Annotated in this window: 16 protein-coding genes and 1 pseudogene; 12 read left to right on the top strand and 5 right to left on the bottom strand. The window is 33.0% G+C overall.

The window, feature by feature from the left end; genetic code table 11:
* Positions 1-72 precede the first annotated feature (72 nt).
* From AL499_RS04780 to AL499_RS04745, 8 genes are all read left to right on the top strand, one after another.
* Positions 73-1050, top strand: a complete 978-nt coding sequence (locus tag AL499_RS04780) for an ABC transporter permease (RefSeq protein WP_002459740.1) — start codon at positions 73-75, stop codon at positions 1048-1050.
* Positions 1031-1990: an iron chelate uptake ABC transporter family permease subunit gene (locus AL499_RS04775; RefSeq protein WP_002459739.1), complete on the top strand. Its 960-nt coding sequence runs from the start codon at positions 1031-1033 to the stop codon at positions 1988-1990. The genes AL499_RS04780 and AL499_RS04775 overlap by 20 nt, the downstream gene beginning before the upstream one ends.
* A complete protein-coding gene (locus AL499_RS04770; protein WP_002492145.1) occupies positions 1987-2769 on the top strand; it encodes an iron ABC transporter ATP-binding protein in 783 nt (260 codons plus the stop codon). The genes AL499_RS04775 and AL499_RS04770 overlap by 4 nt, the downstream gene beginning before the upstream one ends.
* Before the next feature lie 114 nt (positions 2770-2883).
* Positions 2884-3918 carry a ferrated catecholamine ABC transporter substrate-binding lipoprotein SstD gene (locus AL499_RS04765; RefSeq protein ID WP_002492141.1) on the top strand — a complete coding sequence of 345 codons (1035 nt, stop codon included), beginning with the start codon at positions 2884-2886 and terminating at the stop codon, positions 3916-3918.
* A gap of 560 nt (positions 3919-4478) precedes the next feature.
* A complete protein-coding gene (locus AL499_RS04760; protein WP_002492143.1) occupies positions 4479-5456 on the top strand; it encodes an ABC transporter permease in 978 nt (325 codons plus the stop codon).
* Positions 5437-6396, top strand: a complete 960-nt coding sequence (locus tag AL499_RS04755) for an iron chelate uptake ABC transporter family permease subunit (RefSeq protein WP_037540663.1) — start codon at positions 5437-5439, stop codon at positions 6394-6396. Before AL499_RS04760 ends, AL499_RS04755 begins: the two co-directional genes overlap by 20 nt.
* Positions 6393-7175, top strand: coding sequence for an iron ABC transporter ATP-binding protein (locus AL499_RS04750; RefSeq protein WP_002492142.1), 783 nt, complete (start codon positions 6393-6395; stop codon positions 7173-7175). Before AL499_RS04755 ends, AL499_RS04750 begins: the two co-directional genes overlap by 4 nt.
* Positions 7176-7288: 113 nt before the next feature.
* Positions 7289-8329: a ferrated catecholamine ABC transporter substrate-binding lipoprotein SstD gene (locus tag AL499_RS04745; RefSeq protein WP_002492148.1), complete on the top strand. Its 1041-nt coding sequence runs from the start codon at positions 7289-7291 to the stop codon at positions 8327-8329.
* A gap of 496 nt (positions 8330-8825) precedes the next feature.
* On the opposite strand, the gene AL499_RS04740 is transcribed toward AL499_RS04745, so the two are convergent.
* The 3 genes from AL499_RS04740 to AL499_RS04730 all read right to left on the bottom strand — a co-directional run bounded on the left by AL499_RS04740 (position 8826) and on the right by AL499_RS04730 (position 10733).
* Positions 8826-9140: a CHY zinc finger protein gene (locus tag AL499_RS04740; protein WP_002459732.1), complete on the bottom strand. Its 315-nt coding sequence runs from the start codon at positions 9138-9140 to the stop codon at positions 8826-8828.
* Between the two features lie 20 nt (positions 9141-9160).
* Complete coding sequence (murB, locus tag AL499_RS04735; protein WP_037540664.1) at positions 9161-10087, bottom strand: UDP-N-acetylmuramate dehydrogenase; 927 nt, start codon at positions 10085-10087, stop codon at positions 9161-9163.
* 115 nt (positions 10088-10202) lie between these two features.
* Positions 10203-10733: a GrpB family protein gene (locus AL499_RS04730; protein ID WP_002459730.1), complete on the bottom strand. Its 531-nt coding sequence runs from the start codon at positions 10731-10733 to the stop codon at positions 10203-10205.
* A gap of 105 nt (positions 10734-10838) precedes the next feature.
* Between AL499_RS04730 and AL499_RS04725 the strand changes: the two genes are divergently transcribed.
* The 4 genes and pseudogenes from AL499_RS04725 to AL499_RS12480 form a co-directional block, all read left to right on the top strand.
* Complete coding sequence (locus tag AL499_RS04725; RefSeq protein WP_002492144.1) at positions 10839-11711, top strand: EMYY motif lipoprotein; 873 nt, start codon at positions 10839-10841, stop codon at positions 11709-11711.
* Positions 11712-11873: 162 nt separating this feature from the next.
* Positions 11874-12194, top strand: coding sequence for a bacillithiol system redox-active protein YtxJ (ytxJ, locus tag AL499_RS04720; protein WP_002459728.1), 321 nt, complete (start codon positions 11874-11876; stop codon positions 12192-12194).
* Positions 12195-12420: 226 nt separating this feature from the next.
* Positions 12421-13536, top strand: coding sequence for a glycerate kinase (locus tag AL499_RS04715; protein WP_002492140.1), 1116 nt, complete (start codon positions 12421-12423; stop codon positions 13534-13536).
* 353 nt (positions 13537-13889) lie between these two features.
* Positions 13890-14085 (top strand): annotated as a pseudogene (locus AL499_RS12480) (IS5/IS1182 family transposase); the annotation flags it as partial.
* Positions 14086-14211: 126 nt separating this feature from the next.
* Here AL499_RS12480 and pepT read toward each other — a convergent pair.
* Together pepT and AL499_RS04700 are read right to left on the bottom strand one after the other, a co-directional pair.
* Positions 14212-15441, bottom strand: coding sequence for a peptidase T (gene pepT / locus AL499_RS04705; RefSeq protein ID WP_002492743.1), 1230 nt, complete (start codon positions 15439-15441; stop codon positions 14212-14214).
* Between the two features lie 14 nt (positions 15442-15455).
* Positions 15456-15950, bottom strand: coding sequence for a threonine/serine exporter family protein (locus AL499_RS04700; RefSeq protein WP_002459724.1), 495 nt, complete (start codon positions 15948-15950; stop codon positions 15456-15458).
* Between the last annotated feature and the right edge of the window lie 5 nt (positions 15951-15955).

The raw sequence follows: 15955 nt of genomic DNA, 5'->3' as shown, positions 1-15955 counted from the left end.
TGATAATGATTATCATTGTCGAAGGATTTATCTTCGCGAGCATTTGTAGATTATTGAAGGAGCATGTAGGAAATGAAATTGCTATTAAAAGGCTATACACTGCTTATTTGTTTAGTGATAATGTCAATCATTTCATTGTTTGTTGGCGTTAGCCAATTATCAATTACTGATATCTTTCATTTAACAAAAGAACAGTTAAACATACTGCTTTCGAGCCGTATACCTCGGACAGTAAGTATACTGATTTCTGGTAGTACATTAGCATTAGCTGGCTTAATTATGCAGCAAATGATGCAAAATAAATTTGTTAGTCCCACAACTGCAGGTACGATGGAGTGGGCAAAGCTAGGTATACTTATCTCTCTCGTTTGCTTTCCTCAAGGACATATCTTACTGAAACTTGCTTTTGCCGTTTTATGTAGCCTTTTTGGAACTTTTTTATTTGTAAAATTAATCGAGATGATAAGAGTGAAGGAAGTTATATTTGTACCTTTACTTGGTATTATGTTGGGTGGCATAGTGTCTAGTTTTACGACATTTATTGCTTTAAGAACAAACGCAGTACAGAGCATTGGTAACTGGCTTAATGGGAATTTTGCCATTATCACGAGTGGGCGCTATGAAATTTTATATTTAAGCATTCCACTATTAATCATTACATATATCTTTGCCAATCATTTTACCATTGCTGGTATGGGTAAGGACTTTAGCCACAATTTAGGTGTGAATTATGAACAGATTGTTCGAATTGCATTATTTATTACGGCTAGTATTACAGCACTTGTAGTTGTTACAGTGGGAACACTACCTTTTCTTGGACTTATTGTTCCCAATATCATCTCAATATATCGCGGGGATCATTTGAAAAACGCGCTCCCACATACAATGATGTTAGGCGCATGTTTTGTGTTGTTTTCAGATATCATAGGACGACTGATTGTTTATCCATTTGAAATAAATATTGGCTTAACGATTGGCGTCTTTGGCACAGTGATTTTCCTTGTCTTATTAATGAAAGGTAGGAAAAATTATGCAAATGACTTTGAATAAAAAGCTGTGCGCACTTATTGGTGTCACAGTAATTGCGGCTTTATTCTATTTATTTGTTGGTCTAGATTATGAGATTTTTGACTATCAGTTTCAAAGTCGTTTTCGTAAATTTATTTTAATTATTTTGGTAGGTGGTGCGATTGGTACGTCAGTAGTTGTCTTTCAAGCAATTACGAGAAATCGCTTGTTGACACCTTCAATTATGGGACTGGATAGTGTCTACTTATTTGCCAAAGTTATACCAATCTTTTTATTAGGTGCACAATCACAATTTGTGACGAATATTTATTTAAACTTTGCACTCACTCTCGTGGGAATGGTGTTATTTGCCTTAATCTTGTTTCAGTTTATGTTTAAAGTGGGCAATTTCTCAGTTTATTTTATTCTGCTAGTTGGCGTTATTTTAGGGACATTTTTTAGAAGTATTACAAGCTTTATTCAGTTAATTATGGATCCTGATTCATTTTTAGCAGTACAAAGTGCGATGTTTGCAAATTTTGATGCATCTAATTCTAATTTAGTCATTGGCTCAGCTATTTTATTGTGCACGCTTGTCATTGTTATCATTGTTATTTTACCTTATTTAGATGTCTTACTGCTTGGCAGGGCACAAGCAATGAACTTAGGTGTAAATTATTCAAGGGTAACACGATTGTTGCTTATTCTAGTGGCTTTATTAGTTTCTATATCTACGGCTCTTGTTGGTCCTATTACTTTTCTAGGATTACTAACGGTAAATTTGGCACATGAATTTATGAAAACTTTTCAACATAAATATATTTTACCAGCTACCATATTGATGGGGTGGATAAGCTTGTTTGTTGCACAATGGATAGTTGAAAACTTATTTGAAGCGACTACTGAAGTCAGTCTTATCATCGATCTCATTGGAGGTAGTTATTTTATCTACTTATTAATAAAAAGGAGAAATACAAATTGATCCGGATAAAAAATATGACGCAATCGATTCAAGGTAAAGCAATATTAAAAGATATATCAGTTGATATTAAAAAAGGCCGTCTAACATCACTTATCGGACCTAATGGTGCTGGAAAAAGCACCTTGTTATCAGCGATTAGTCGAATTATCGAACACGATAGCGGTGTAATAGAATTAGAGGATATTGATATTGCTGCATATAGAAAAAATCTTTTAGCACAGAAATTAAGTATATTAAAGCAAACAAACCATACTGACATGAACATCACTGTAGAACAACTTGTCAATTTTGGACGATTTCCATATTCAAAAGGTCGAATGAAAGAAGATGACTATGAACAAGTCGATTATGCAATAAATTTATTACATTTAGAAGATATACGTCAGCGAGATTTAAAAACATTATCTGGTGGACAACGACAACGTGCATATATTGCAATGACCATTGCTCAAAATACTGACTACATATTATTAGATGAACCTTTAAATAATTTGGATATGAAACACTCAGTACAAATAATGCAAACACTGCGTAGGTTATGTCGTGAATTAAATAAGACGATTGTTATTGTCCTACATGATATTAACTTTGCCTCTTGCTATTCTGATAACATTATTGCCTTAAAAGATGGTGAATTAGTTAAAGCTGATGAAAAGGATGCCGTAATTCAAAAAGAGGTATTACAAGAACTTTATGATATGAATGTTGCGATTGAAAGTATTAAAGGACAACGAATTTGTCTTTATTTTGATGAACAATTAGTAGAAGATGTCACTTAATTATCAATACTAGAGCAAAATAAGGAGGGGATACCATTGAAGTATTAAGCTTTAATCATTAAAAATAGCTTTATAATTCAACAATAAATATTAAAACGTTAGGAGTTATATATAATGAAAAAAACAGTTTTATTTTTAATCTTAAGTTTAGTCTTAGTGCTAGCTGCATGTGGTAATCAATCTAAAGATTCAGAAACAAAGAGTGGCGAATCAAAAGGCACAGTGAAAATTAATAATAATTTTGAAGCACAAGGCGATAAAAGAGATGGTAGTGACGCTAAAAAAGTAAAAAACACAGTAAAAGTTCCTAAAAATCCTAAAAAAGCTATTGTTTTAGATTACGGTGCGCTCGATACATTAAAAGAATTTGGTGTAGAAGATCAAATTAAAGGTTTGCCGAAAGGTGAAAATAATGCTTCATTACCAAAATTTTTAGATGAATTTAAATCAGATAAATACGAGAATACAGGTAACTTAAAAGAAGTTAATTTTGATAAAATTGCTGCGGCTAAACCAGATGTCATTTATATTTCAGGAAGAACAGCAAGCCAAAAGAATTTAGATGAATTTAAAAAGGCAGCACCAAAAGCAAAAGTTGTTTATGTTGGTGCTAGTGAGAAAAATTATGTGAATGACATGAAAAAAGTAACAACAAATTTAGGTAAAATCTACAATAAAGAAGACAAAGCAAAAGATTTAAACAAGAAATTAGACGATAAGATTGCTGACGTCAAAACTAAAGCAAAAAAAGTAAATAAATCAACAATGTATTTATTAGTAAATGAGGGAGAGTTATCAACATTCGGCCCTGGTGGACGTTTTGGTGGCTTAGTCTTTGACACATTAGGATTTAAACCAGCAGATAAAGATGTTAAACCAAGCCCACATGGTCAAAATGTAAATAATGAATATATAACTAAGAAAGATCCTGAAATTATTTTAGCGATGGATAGAGGTTCTGTTGTTGGTGGTAAATCAACTGCTAAACAAGTGTTAGGTAATGATGTCATTAAAGATGTTAAAGCAGTCAAAGAAGATAATGTCTTTGAATTAGATCCAAAATTATGGTACTTCAGTTCTGGTTCAACTTCTACAACAATTAAACAAATTGATGGGCTAAATAAAGTATTAGATAAAGCACAAAAATAATTATCCATAATGGTTGAAGTGGGGATATCATTCCTAGAAAAATTAGCCAGTAAATGAGTTTTCTTATAAATTCATTTACTGGCTGTTCTATTTACAATAATTTGTAATATTGGTTTGCTTTCTTACGAGTCTATACCTTCAGCTAATCTTGAATATCATGTGCTTTGTCACATGAGTCGTAACAATTTGTCCAGACGTTGTATCATAGCGTCCTAAAATGCTTATATATCTACATTCATTCTGAATTTACTCAATCTGAGTTGATGAGTGATATTTTGACTTTTGCTCGAGTGTCAGTTTGATGAATAAACAAGGGGCAGGAGGACTTGACTTAGTCATAATAGGTCTTAATTTAAGAAAAATAATAAAGTGGGCAGACAATTGGTTGAAGGCATTTACGTCCACTTTTTTAATTAAATACAACAGGTTTTCTATAAATATAAGTATAAATTTCAGAATATTCTAAAATAAGTATTGCCAAATAAGGTAGTGGGCGATAATATAATAAATGATAATGATTATCATTATCGCATTCAATATATACGTTGGGGTTAATGAAAATGAAATTTTTATTGAAAAGCTATGTGTTAGTGACCCTTGTCATCATCTTAACTATCGTGTCGTTATTTGTCGGTGTGAGTAAACTTGCTTTAACGGATATTTTTCATCTGTCTTCAGAACAGATAAATATTTTGATTTCAAGTCGTATACCACGAACCGTGAGTATTTTAATCTCTGGTAGTTCTATAGCACTAGCAGGTTTAATGATGCAACATATGATGCAAAATAAATTTGTGAGTCCAACGACGGCCGGAACTATGGAATGGGCAAAATTAGGTATTTTAATCTCACTTACTGTCTTTCCTGAAAGTCCAATTATGTTAAAACTATTGTTTGCAGTAGGTTGCAGCTTAATTGGTACTGCTTTGTTTGTAAAATTAGTATCCCTTATACAGGTGAAAGAAGTTATTTTTATACCGTTGCTTGGCATTATGTTAGGTGGTATTGTGTCTAGTTTTACAACGTTTATTGCGTTAAGGACCAATGCGGTACAAAGTATAGGTAATTGGCTAAATGGTAATTTTGCCATTATTACAAGTGGACGTTATGAAGTGTTATATTTAAGTATTCCACTTTTAATAGTGACTTATGCGTTTGCACAGTATTTTACAATTGTCGGTATGGGTAAAGAATTTAGTCATAATTTGGGAGTGAATTATGAATTAATGGTTAATATCGCGCTTTTTATTACTGCAACGATGACTGCCTTAGTCGTTGTAACTGTCGGTACGTTACCATTTTTAGGCTTAATCGTTCCTAATATTATCTCTATTTATAGAGGAGATCATTTAAAGAATACCTTGCCACATACGATGTTATTAGGCGCTTGTTTTGTGCTTATTTCTGATATTATTGGTCGTTTAATCGTTTTTCCATATGAAATCAATATTGGGTTAACAATAGGTGTCTTTGGAACCATTATCTTTTTAATCCTATTAATGAAAGGTAGGAAAAATTATGCTAATGAGCTTGAATAAAAAATTAATCCTACTGATTGGAATTTCGATAATTGCTGCAATATTTTATTTGTTTGTTGGTTTAGACCCTGATATTTTTGATTATCAACTTCAAAGTCGTTTACGTAAAGCGCTTTTAATTTTATTGGTTGGTGGTTCAATTGGTACAGCAGTGGTATTATTTCAAGCAATTACGCGAAATCGTTTATTAACACCTTCAATCATGGGTTTAGATTCTGTATATCTATTTGTCAAAGTTTTACCAGTATTTTTATTTGGTATACAATCTGAGATTCAAACAAACATCTATATTAACTTTGCGATCACACTCATGACAATGGTTGTGTTTTCATTAATATTATTTGAAGGTATTTTCAAGTTAGGTCACTTTTCAGTTTATTTCATTCTGTTGGTTGGCTTTGTTTTAGGAACCTTTTTCCGTAGTATTACGAATTTTATTCAACTAATCATGGATCCTGATGCATTTTTAGCTGTTCAAAGTGCGATGTTCGCTAATTTTAATGGTTCTAATACGACATTAGTTTGGCTATCAGGCGTCTTTCTTATTGTGCTTGTAGTAGTTGCGTATAGAAGTGCAGCATACTTAGATGTACTACTTCTAGGTAGAGCACAAGCAATTAACCTAGGTATTAATTATGAACGTGTGATCCGTGGTGTACTCATTTTGGTATGTATGTTGGTATCTATTTCAACTGCATTAGTTGGACCAATCACTTTTTTAGGTCTATTAACAGTAAACCTTGCACATGAATATATGCGTACTTACAAACATAAAATATTGATTCCAGTAACAATATGTTTAAGTTGGATTGGCTTATTCGTTGCAGAATGGATCGTTGAAAACTTATTTGATGCTACGTCAGAAGTCAGCATTATTATTGATTTAGTTGGTGGTAGTTACTTTATTTATCTTTTAATGAAAAGGAGACAGTCGTCATGATTGAAGTGAGAAACGTAACGCAATCTATACAAGGGAAAGAGATTTTACATGATATTACAGTGACAATTCAACGTGGAAAATTAACTTCATTAATCGGTCCCAATGGCGCTGGGAAAAGTACATTATTATCAGCGATAAGTCGAATTGTTAAGCATGATCAAGGTGAAATTGTCATAGAAGGTCATGCAATTAAAGACTTTAATCATAACGACTTAGCAAAAAAGTTAAGCATATTAAAGCAATCAAACCATACGGATATGAATATTACAGTTGAGCAGTTAGTTCAGTTTGGACGTTTTCCGTATTGTAAAGGGCGCTTAAATAAAGACGATATGGAGCATGTGGAATCAGCCATTAAATTATTAAATTTACAACACATTCGAGACCGTAATATAAAAGCATTGTCAGGTGGGCAACGACAACGTGCCTATATCGCAATGACAATTGCTCAAGACACGGATTATATTTTATTAGATGAACCACTTAATAACTTAGATATGAAACATTCAGTACAAATTATGCAAACGTTAAAACGCCTATGCCGTGATTTTAATAAAACAATCGTCATCGTCTTACATGACATTAATTTTGCATCATGTTATTCAGATTATATTATTGCATTGAAAGATGGTTATGTAATAAAAGAGGGCGTTAAAGATCAAGTTATCGACAGCCATATATTGAATCGATTATATGATATGTCAGTTGCGATTGAAGAAATTAGAGGACAAAAAATTTGTCTTTATTTTAATAATGATGACTTACTTTCTAAAATATAGTAATCATAAAATTTATAGTGGGAGGGGTACTTATGACTTAATCTAATAGAACTAAAGACGACAGAATGCAAACAAGACGTGAAATTTATTGTATTAAAAGGAGAAATACAGCTATGAGAAAAAGCATCTTATTTTTAATTTTGAGTATTGTCTTAGTATTAGCGGCATGTGGTAAAGATAGTGGAAATAATAGCTCAGATGATAAGTCATCAAATACAAAAGACACTGTTAAAATAGTTAACAATTATAAAGCACGCGGAGAGAAACAAGATGGTAGTGATGCTAAAACAATTAAAGACACAGTAGAAGTGCCTAAAAATCCAAAACGTGCAGTTGTATTTGATTATGCTGCAGTGGATTTGATGAAAGCATTTGGTGTGCAAGATACGATTAAAGCGTTACCTAAAGGTGAAGGTGTGTCATCAGTACCACAATTTTTATCAGAATTTAAAGATGATAAATACATCAACACTGGTAAAATGAAAGAAGTTAATTTTGATAGAGTCGCACAAGCAAAACCAGATGTCATTTATATTTCTGGACGTACGGCAAGTCAAAAAAACTTAGATGAATTTAAAAAAGCAGCGCCGAATGCCAAAATTGTTTATGTAGGTTCTAGTGAAAAAAATTATTTACAAGATATGAAAAAAGTAACTACAGATTTAGGTAAAATTTACGGTAAAGAAGATAAAGCCAAAGCATTAAATGACGAATTGGATAAAAAAATTGCAGATACGAAAAAACGTACAGCAAAAACAGATAAATCATTGATGTATCTATTAGTAAATGAAGGTGAATTATCAACATTTGGTCCAGGTGGACGCTTTGGTGATTTACTATTTAACACATTAGGATTTAAACCGGCAGATCAACATGTTAAAGCAAGTCCACATGGTCAAAATATTAATAATGAATATATAACTTCAAAAGATCCTGATATTATTTTAGCTATGGATAGAGGTTCAGTTGTTAGCGGTAAATCATCAGCCAAACAGGTACTAAAAAATGATGTTATTAAACATGTTAAAGCTATCAAATCAGGTCATGTATATGAAGTTGATCCTAAATTATGGTACTTTAGTGCTGGTGGTACAACAACAACCATTAAACAAATCGAGGCCTTAAACCATATATTAGATCAAGTAGAAAAATAAAAATGACTATAAAGGTATCCTAAATTTCAAGACATCTTGTTTAGCTAATGTATAACCAAATAATATCTGGAATTTAAATCAATTCCAATTTAAACAAAAACGACAATTTCTATTGAAATAAAATAGAGATTGCCGTTTTTTGTTATTGATGCCATCATTTTTTGTAAAATTAAGATTGTCTTGTTATGTGATTTTAAATTTTCATTCTCGCTTACATTGAGTATTTATAAAATGATGCGATTGATTTGTATGAAAGTACTTTGTTAATTTGATTAAGTGATAAATGGGGAGCGGGACAACATTTATAATGAATTCATAGTCCCGCCTTGGCAAGGTTGACTAGGATTGAAATAAACTTGGTATCAGCGTATTTTCAATCCAGTCAACTATGGCCAATATTTAGTTCATAGCTTAAAACTTAATAATGTCCCAGATTCTTATCTGAGTGATACAGTTTTAATATTCAATTTGTTAAGCAACAGAGGGATATAAAGCCTTATATTACGAAATACAAATGATAATGAAATTTACAACGATTATTAAAGTGGGCGCTACATTGTGGACAGTTTTCAATCAACATATATTTATTAATTGTCATTTCATGCCGACACACGCCACACATTACTGCCTTAATATCAAATTCGTGTTCAGGCCAGCGTTCAATTTCATGAAGCTCATGCTCATTATGGCATTGATAGCACGGGTAATATTTTTGGCAGCATTTGAATTTAATTGCAATAATGTCTAATTGTGTATGATAGTGAATGCATCTTGTTTCATGATCTACAATTGAACCGTATACAATTGGCATAATAAGGTCACCTCGACATTTTAATGTTTGTCAGGAGGATCACCAATAATACGTACTTCACGGTGCAACTCTACATCAAATTTTTCTTTGACCACTTGTTGAACATGATGAATTAAATTTTCATAATCTGTGGCAGTGCCATTATCTACGTTAACCATAAAGCCAGCGTGTTTTTTAGACACTTCAACACCACCAATTCTATGACCTTGAAGATTAGAATCTTGGATCAACTTACCAGCAAAATGTCCAGGTGGACGTTGGAAAACACTGCCGCAAGAAGGATATTCTAATGGCTGTTTACTTTCACGACGTTCAGTTAAATCGTCCATTTTAGCTTGTATATCATCTAATTGTCCTGGCGCTAAAGTAAAAGCAGCTTCTAGTACAACTAAATGTTGTTGTTGCACAATACTGTTTCGATAATCAAGTTCTAATTCTTGGTTGGTAAATTTAAGTAAATCACCCTGCTCATTTACACATAGAGCGTAATCGATGCAATCTTTAACTTCCCCACCATAAGCACCAGCGTTCATATAGACAGCGCCGCCAATGGAACCAGGAATACCGCAAGCAAATTCTAGACCAGTTAGAGCATGATCTCTTGCAGCTTTAGATACATCAATAATCGCTGCACCACTACCAGCAATAATGGCATCATCAGAAACAGCAATATGGTTTAATGACAACAAACTAATGACAATGCCACGAATACCTCCTTCACGAATGATAATGTTTGAACCATTACCTAAATATGTAACTGGAATATCATGCTGTCTTGCATAGCGGACTATGGCTTGAACTTCTTCGTTCTTAGTTGGAGATAAATAAAAATCAGCATTACCGCCCGTTTTAGTATAAGTGTAATGCTTAAGTGGCTCGTTTATTTTGATAATGTCACGTGGTACGAGCTTCTGTAAATCCGTTAAGATGTCTTCCTGACTCAAAATAAGTACATCCTTTCCTTACTTCTATAATCTAATGTTTATTATAGCAACTTTATAATTGAATTGCTTGAAAAATAGACGCTACTTTTAGCATATAATTACAGAAATCTACCTACACTTATAACTTGTAATTTCTATGTTGAGTCATATGTATAAAAAATGCCTCTTTTTGCGCTTCATAACTTCTAATGCTTGTTTGTTGTGAGATAATCTGTTCTTTATAGCTAGCAAATTGTGTTGCAAATGAAATATCTGTCTCTAATAAATGGTCAATTGTTTGATATTGCTTAAAAATAGGGTGAGACATCTGAATAATATGTAGACGACTGATTTGTTTTAATTCAGTCAAATTATTAAATTGAGCCATCATCACTTTTTTATGATAAGCATGATGCAAACGATAGAATCCAACATAGTTTAATCTTTTTTCATCTAAAGCAGTAATTTGATGTAAATTTTCAACGCCTACTAAAATATCTAAAATAGGTTCAGTAGGGTACTTCATATGGCGTGTGCCACCAATATGCTGTGTGAATTGAACGGGTGAATCAAGTAATTGAAATAATATTTCTTTCGTTTGTTTGTACCGATGAGCAAAATCGTTTAACATTTGAGTATCTTGTATGAATGGTTGGACTTGTGCGTACATGGCGAGCTCCCCTGGCTTGTAAAGTCAAATTCTGCCATAATATAACATAATTTATTTTCTTTATAAATAGCTTTCTGTATAATGTTTGTTGATAGGAGTGCAAATATGAGAAAATTTACCGTTATTTCTATTATCTTATGCTGTTTATTGCTCGTTTCATGTAGCAACGATAAACAATCTGCAGCCAAGCAATTTGAAAAAGACTTAGCACCTGCAGAAGCTAAACAAGAAGATGTTGAAAAAGTGATGGATAGCATCCAATTAAAACAAATCGAACAATTAAGTAATACTGATACAACCGATAAAAATAAAAAGGATTTTGAAATATTACAAAAAGATATGCATCGACATCTTTTGCCTACATTTGAAAAATATGAAAAATTAGCGAAATCCACCCCAGCAAAGACGAAAGAAGCCAAAGCATTAAAGAAAGATTACTTAGCGACAGTTAAACAGAAGCGCGCTAAAATAAATGAATTAATGGATTTCATAGAATTGTGTAATAAATCTATAAAAGCCAATGAAGAGATTTTAGACTATACAAAAGTATTTGAGAAGAAACGTTCTAACGTTGAAGAAGATATAAAAAATGCTCAAAATCAAGAAGATGCCAAGCAATTAACGCTAAAACTAGAAAATAACAACGAGGACTTAAAGAATGCTGCCAAAAAATATTTGAATAATAGTCAAAAAGCACACCCAGAAGACGAGGTAGATCGTCATATTATTCCATTAATTAAAAAGCAAATTCTAGATATTAATCAAACGAATATTACTGACAAAAATGTCAATAGTGCACGTAAAAATGCCATTGAAATGTATTATAGTTTACAAAATTACTACGAAACGCGTGTCACTACAATTAAGTTAAGTAATCAAATTAAAAAAATTAATGTTGAGCAACTGCCGAAAGAGGGTAAAGACCTAAGTAAACTTGATGACGACTTTTATCAAAGATTAAAGCAGAAACAGCATTAAGTTGTTATATTACATTATTAATATATGCAAATTAATAAATATTGGTTAACAACATCTTATATAATGTGTATAATTGAACCCACTGAGTAGTTTAATCGAGTAATTAATGAAAATGAAATCAATGAACTTACACAAAATGATAAAATTTTAGAGGTGAATAGAATGGCTATAAAGCTGAGTTCGATTGACCAGTTTGAGCAGGTACTAGAAGACAATAAATACGTATTTGTATTGAAACACAGTAACACATGTCCAATATCTGCAAATGCTTATGATCAGTTCAATAAGTTTTTATATGAAAGAGATATGGACGGTTATTATTTAATTGTGCAAGAAGAAAGAAAATTATCTGATTATATTGCTGACAAAACACAAGTGAAACACGAATCACCACAAGCGTTTTATTTTGTTGATGGCAAAGCGGTGTGGAATGCGAGTCATCGAGATATTAACGTGTCCTCTTTAGCTCAAGCAGAAGAATAATAAATTTGAAGTTATAGCAATCTAAAATGTAGTTAAACGATAAAAATGATACTTCGGGGCGGGAAGATAAAGTCATAACCGACTTTTACCCGCTCTTTTTCTTATAATATGAAAAAAGATGGTATGCTATGTATAATGGACGTTGATAATAAATATTAATCATGTTAGATGAGAAACGAAAGTGATTGACATACAGATTTTGAAAGAATTAATGAGGTGATTGTTGATGAGAGTATTAGTAGCTATGGATGAATTTAAAGATATCATTTCAAGTTATCAGGCAAACCGTTATGTAGAAGAAGCGGTTGCCAGTGAAATTAGTGATGCAGATATTGTACAAGTCCCATTATTTAATGGACGTCATGAACTTATGGACTCGGTTTTTTTATGGCAATCAGGCACTAAATATCGACTTAATGTACACGATGCGGATATGAATGTGGTTGAAAGTGTATATGGGCAAACAGAGCAAGGAACGACAGTTATAGAAGGTAGCTTATTTGTAAAAGGGAAAAAGCCAATTACTGCACGAACAAGTTATGGGCTCGGTGAAATGATAAATACTGCGCTAGATAATGGCTCAAAACATCTTGTTATCTCACTAGGAGGACTCGATTGCTTTGATGGTGGCATCGGCATGCTTCAAGCGTTAGGGGCAACGTTTTATGATGATGAGGCACAGCCGCTTGATGCAACAAAAGGTGCACAAATAATTAAATATATTAGACATATGGATTTGACAGCTGTTAATGATAAACTTGCAGAAGTAAACATTCAAGTTATGTCTGATTTTTCAAGCAGACTATATGGTAAGAATAGTGAAATGATGCAATCATATCAAACACTAGGAATCTCTAGAGAAACAGCAGTTGAAGTGGATAATTTGATTTGGTACTTAGGGGAACTTATTAAAAATGAATTAAAAATAGCAATTGGCCCAATAGAACGTGGTGGTGCCGGAGGAGGGATAGCTGGTATCTTGAAAGGTTTATATGATGCCGAAATTGTAACGAGTCACGAACTTGTTGATCAAATTACACATTTAGATCAGTTAATTGAGCAAGCAGACTTAATTATTTTTGGAGAAGGCTTGAAAGAAGAAGATCGTCTAATGGAAACTACAACGATTCGTATTGCAGAACTTGCAGAAAAGCATCAAAAACCAGCGATAGCTATTTGTGCAACAAGCGATAAATTTGATTTATTTGCGAACTATCATGTGACAGCCATGTTTAACACATTTATAGATATGCCTGAAACGGTTACAGATTTTAAAATGGGTGTTCAGCTACGTCACTACGTCGTACAGGCATTAAAATTGTTAAAAGTTCAGTTAAATTAAACATAATAGATAAAAATTGAGAGAGGCTGGGACATAAATCTCAGAAAAACAGCAGTAAGATCATTTTCAATTAGAAAATATCTTGTTGCTGTTCTCTATTTTCACAATACTTCGTATTGAATGGCTTCGCTTTCCTAGGGTGCCGTCTCAGCCACCCCAACTTGCTTTGATCGACGAAATACTTTTCGTATTTCTCTCTGTTGGGGCCCCTGTCTTCGACTGGCACTGTTCCCTCAGGAGTCTCGCCATAAATACTGCGTATTAACATGTAATTTTACCTTTAAATGCTTTAAAAATAAGGCACTTTCGTGTCATTTAATAAACTTTACTAAACTAAATGAACGAGGTGCCTTATGTATAAAGCTTATAACATGACTCAACTTACACTATACACTACCAATGGAAACTTCAATTCTTATTCCTACAAATAATATTTCTCGATATGTAAATGAAATTGTTGAAACAATCCCAGATAATGAATTCAATGAATTCAAACACCATCGTGGGGCTACATCTTATCCCCCTAAAATGATAACGAGCTGTATATTATCTAATACATAAGAGAAAAGACAATTTCTATCAAATAATTTTAATAGAAATTGTCTTTTTTACATTGTTTAAGAACTTAATGTCCCAGATTCGATTTTCTTATAATTGCAATTTTGTTAGCACGTATTATTTGTTATAATGTGTGACTTCTTCGACTATGCCTAACACCACTTGTACTGCTTTTTCCATAACGTCTATAGATGCAAACTCAAATGGACCATGGAAATTACCGCATCCAGTGAAGATATTAGGTGTTGGAAGGCCCATAAATGATAATTGTGAACCGTCTGTACCACCACGAATAGGAGCAGTGTTTGGCGTTATTCCTAAATCACTAAACACTTTTTTAGGAATATCAATTACATGAGGTAAAGGTTTAATTTTTTCTGCCATATTGTAATACTGATCTTCGATATCTACTTTGACTGGGAAATCTTCATAATGCGCATTTATATTGTCTCGAATTTCAAGTAATTTCTTCTTACGTAATTCAAAGTTTTTGCGATCATGATCACGAATAATATACTGAAGGGTTGCTTTTTCTACATTGCCGTTAAAATGCATTAAATGGTAAAAACCTTCGTAATTTTCTGTGCGTTCTGGCACCTCTTGAGGAGGCAATAAGCTATTAAATTGTTGGCCGAGTAAAATCGCATTAACCATGACATTTTTTGCAGAACCAGGGTGAACATTTACGCCATGGCAGGTAATCGTTGCTTCCGCTGCATTAAAACTTTCAAATTGCAACTCGCCATATTGACTGCCATCCATTGTATATGCAAAATCAGCATTAAAGAGTGCAACATCAAAATGGTGAGGGCCTTTACCAATTTCTTCATCAGGAGTAAAAGCGATACGAATACGGCCATGCTTAATTTCAGGATGGTCTACTAAATATGTTACAGCTTCCATGATTTCAACCACACCGGCTTTATCATCAGCCCCAAGTAATGATGTGCCATCAGTAATCATCAATGTGTGTCCTTCTAAGCCTTGTAATTCAGGAAATACCTCTGGATCAAGCACTCGAGATGTTTGGCCTAATTTAATCGGTTGACCATCAAATGATGAGATAATTTGAGGTTTGACATGACTGGCATTAAAATCAGGAGATGTATCTACATGGGCCAAGAAGCCAACTGTAGGCACATCATGCGCAATGTTACTCTCGATAGTAGCGAAAAGATAACCGTTATCGTCGAGTTCAGTTGCTAGACCTAAAGCATCAAGCTCTCTTTGTAAAAGATTTAATAAATCCCATTGTTTAGCTGTAGAGGGTGTAGTTTGTGAGTTTGAATCTGATTGTGTATCTATTTTGACATATCTTGTTAATCTATCAATAATTTGTGCTTTCATCGTTATTCAACCCCTTAAACTCTATTGTTCATATTATAAGATTTTTTATAAGATTTCCCTTTAATTTTCCCAAAAAACTGTTTGATTCGCGTATAAAGATAATATAAAATTTCGGCAACAAGAATACCAAAGGCAATCGCGCCAGAAATAAGTGTCACTTCTAAAAATGTATTTACAGCATGTGTGTAATCATTTGATACTAAGAAACGGGTTGCTTCATATGCAGCACCACCAGGGACAAGTGGAATAATTCCAGGAACAATAAAAATAATGACCGGACGTTTGTATCGTCTACTCATAACGTGACTTAGCAATCCTAAAATAAGGCTCCCAGAAAATGCAGCACCTACTTTACCTAAATCTAAATCAACGGTGTATTGATAAATCGTCCAAGCAACAGCGCCTACGAAACCACATGCCACGAGTAATCTTTTAGGTGCATTGAAAATAATTGAGAAAAGCACTGTAGAAATAAAACTAATTGTAAAATGAAATAAATAAAATAGCATTTATA

Source organism: Staphylococcus lugdunensis, assembly GCF_001558775.1.
Lineage (GTDB): Bacteria > Bacillota > Bacilli > Staphylococcales > Staphylococcaceae > Staphylococcus > Staphylococcus lugdunensis.
This window is presented reverse-complemented; position numbering and strand designations above follow the sequence as displayed.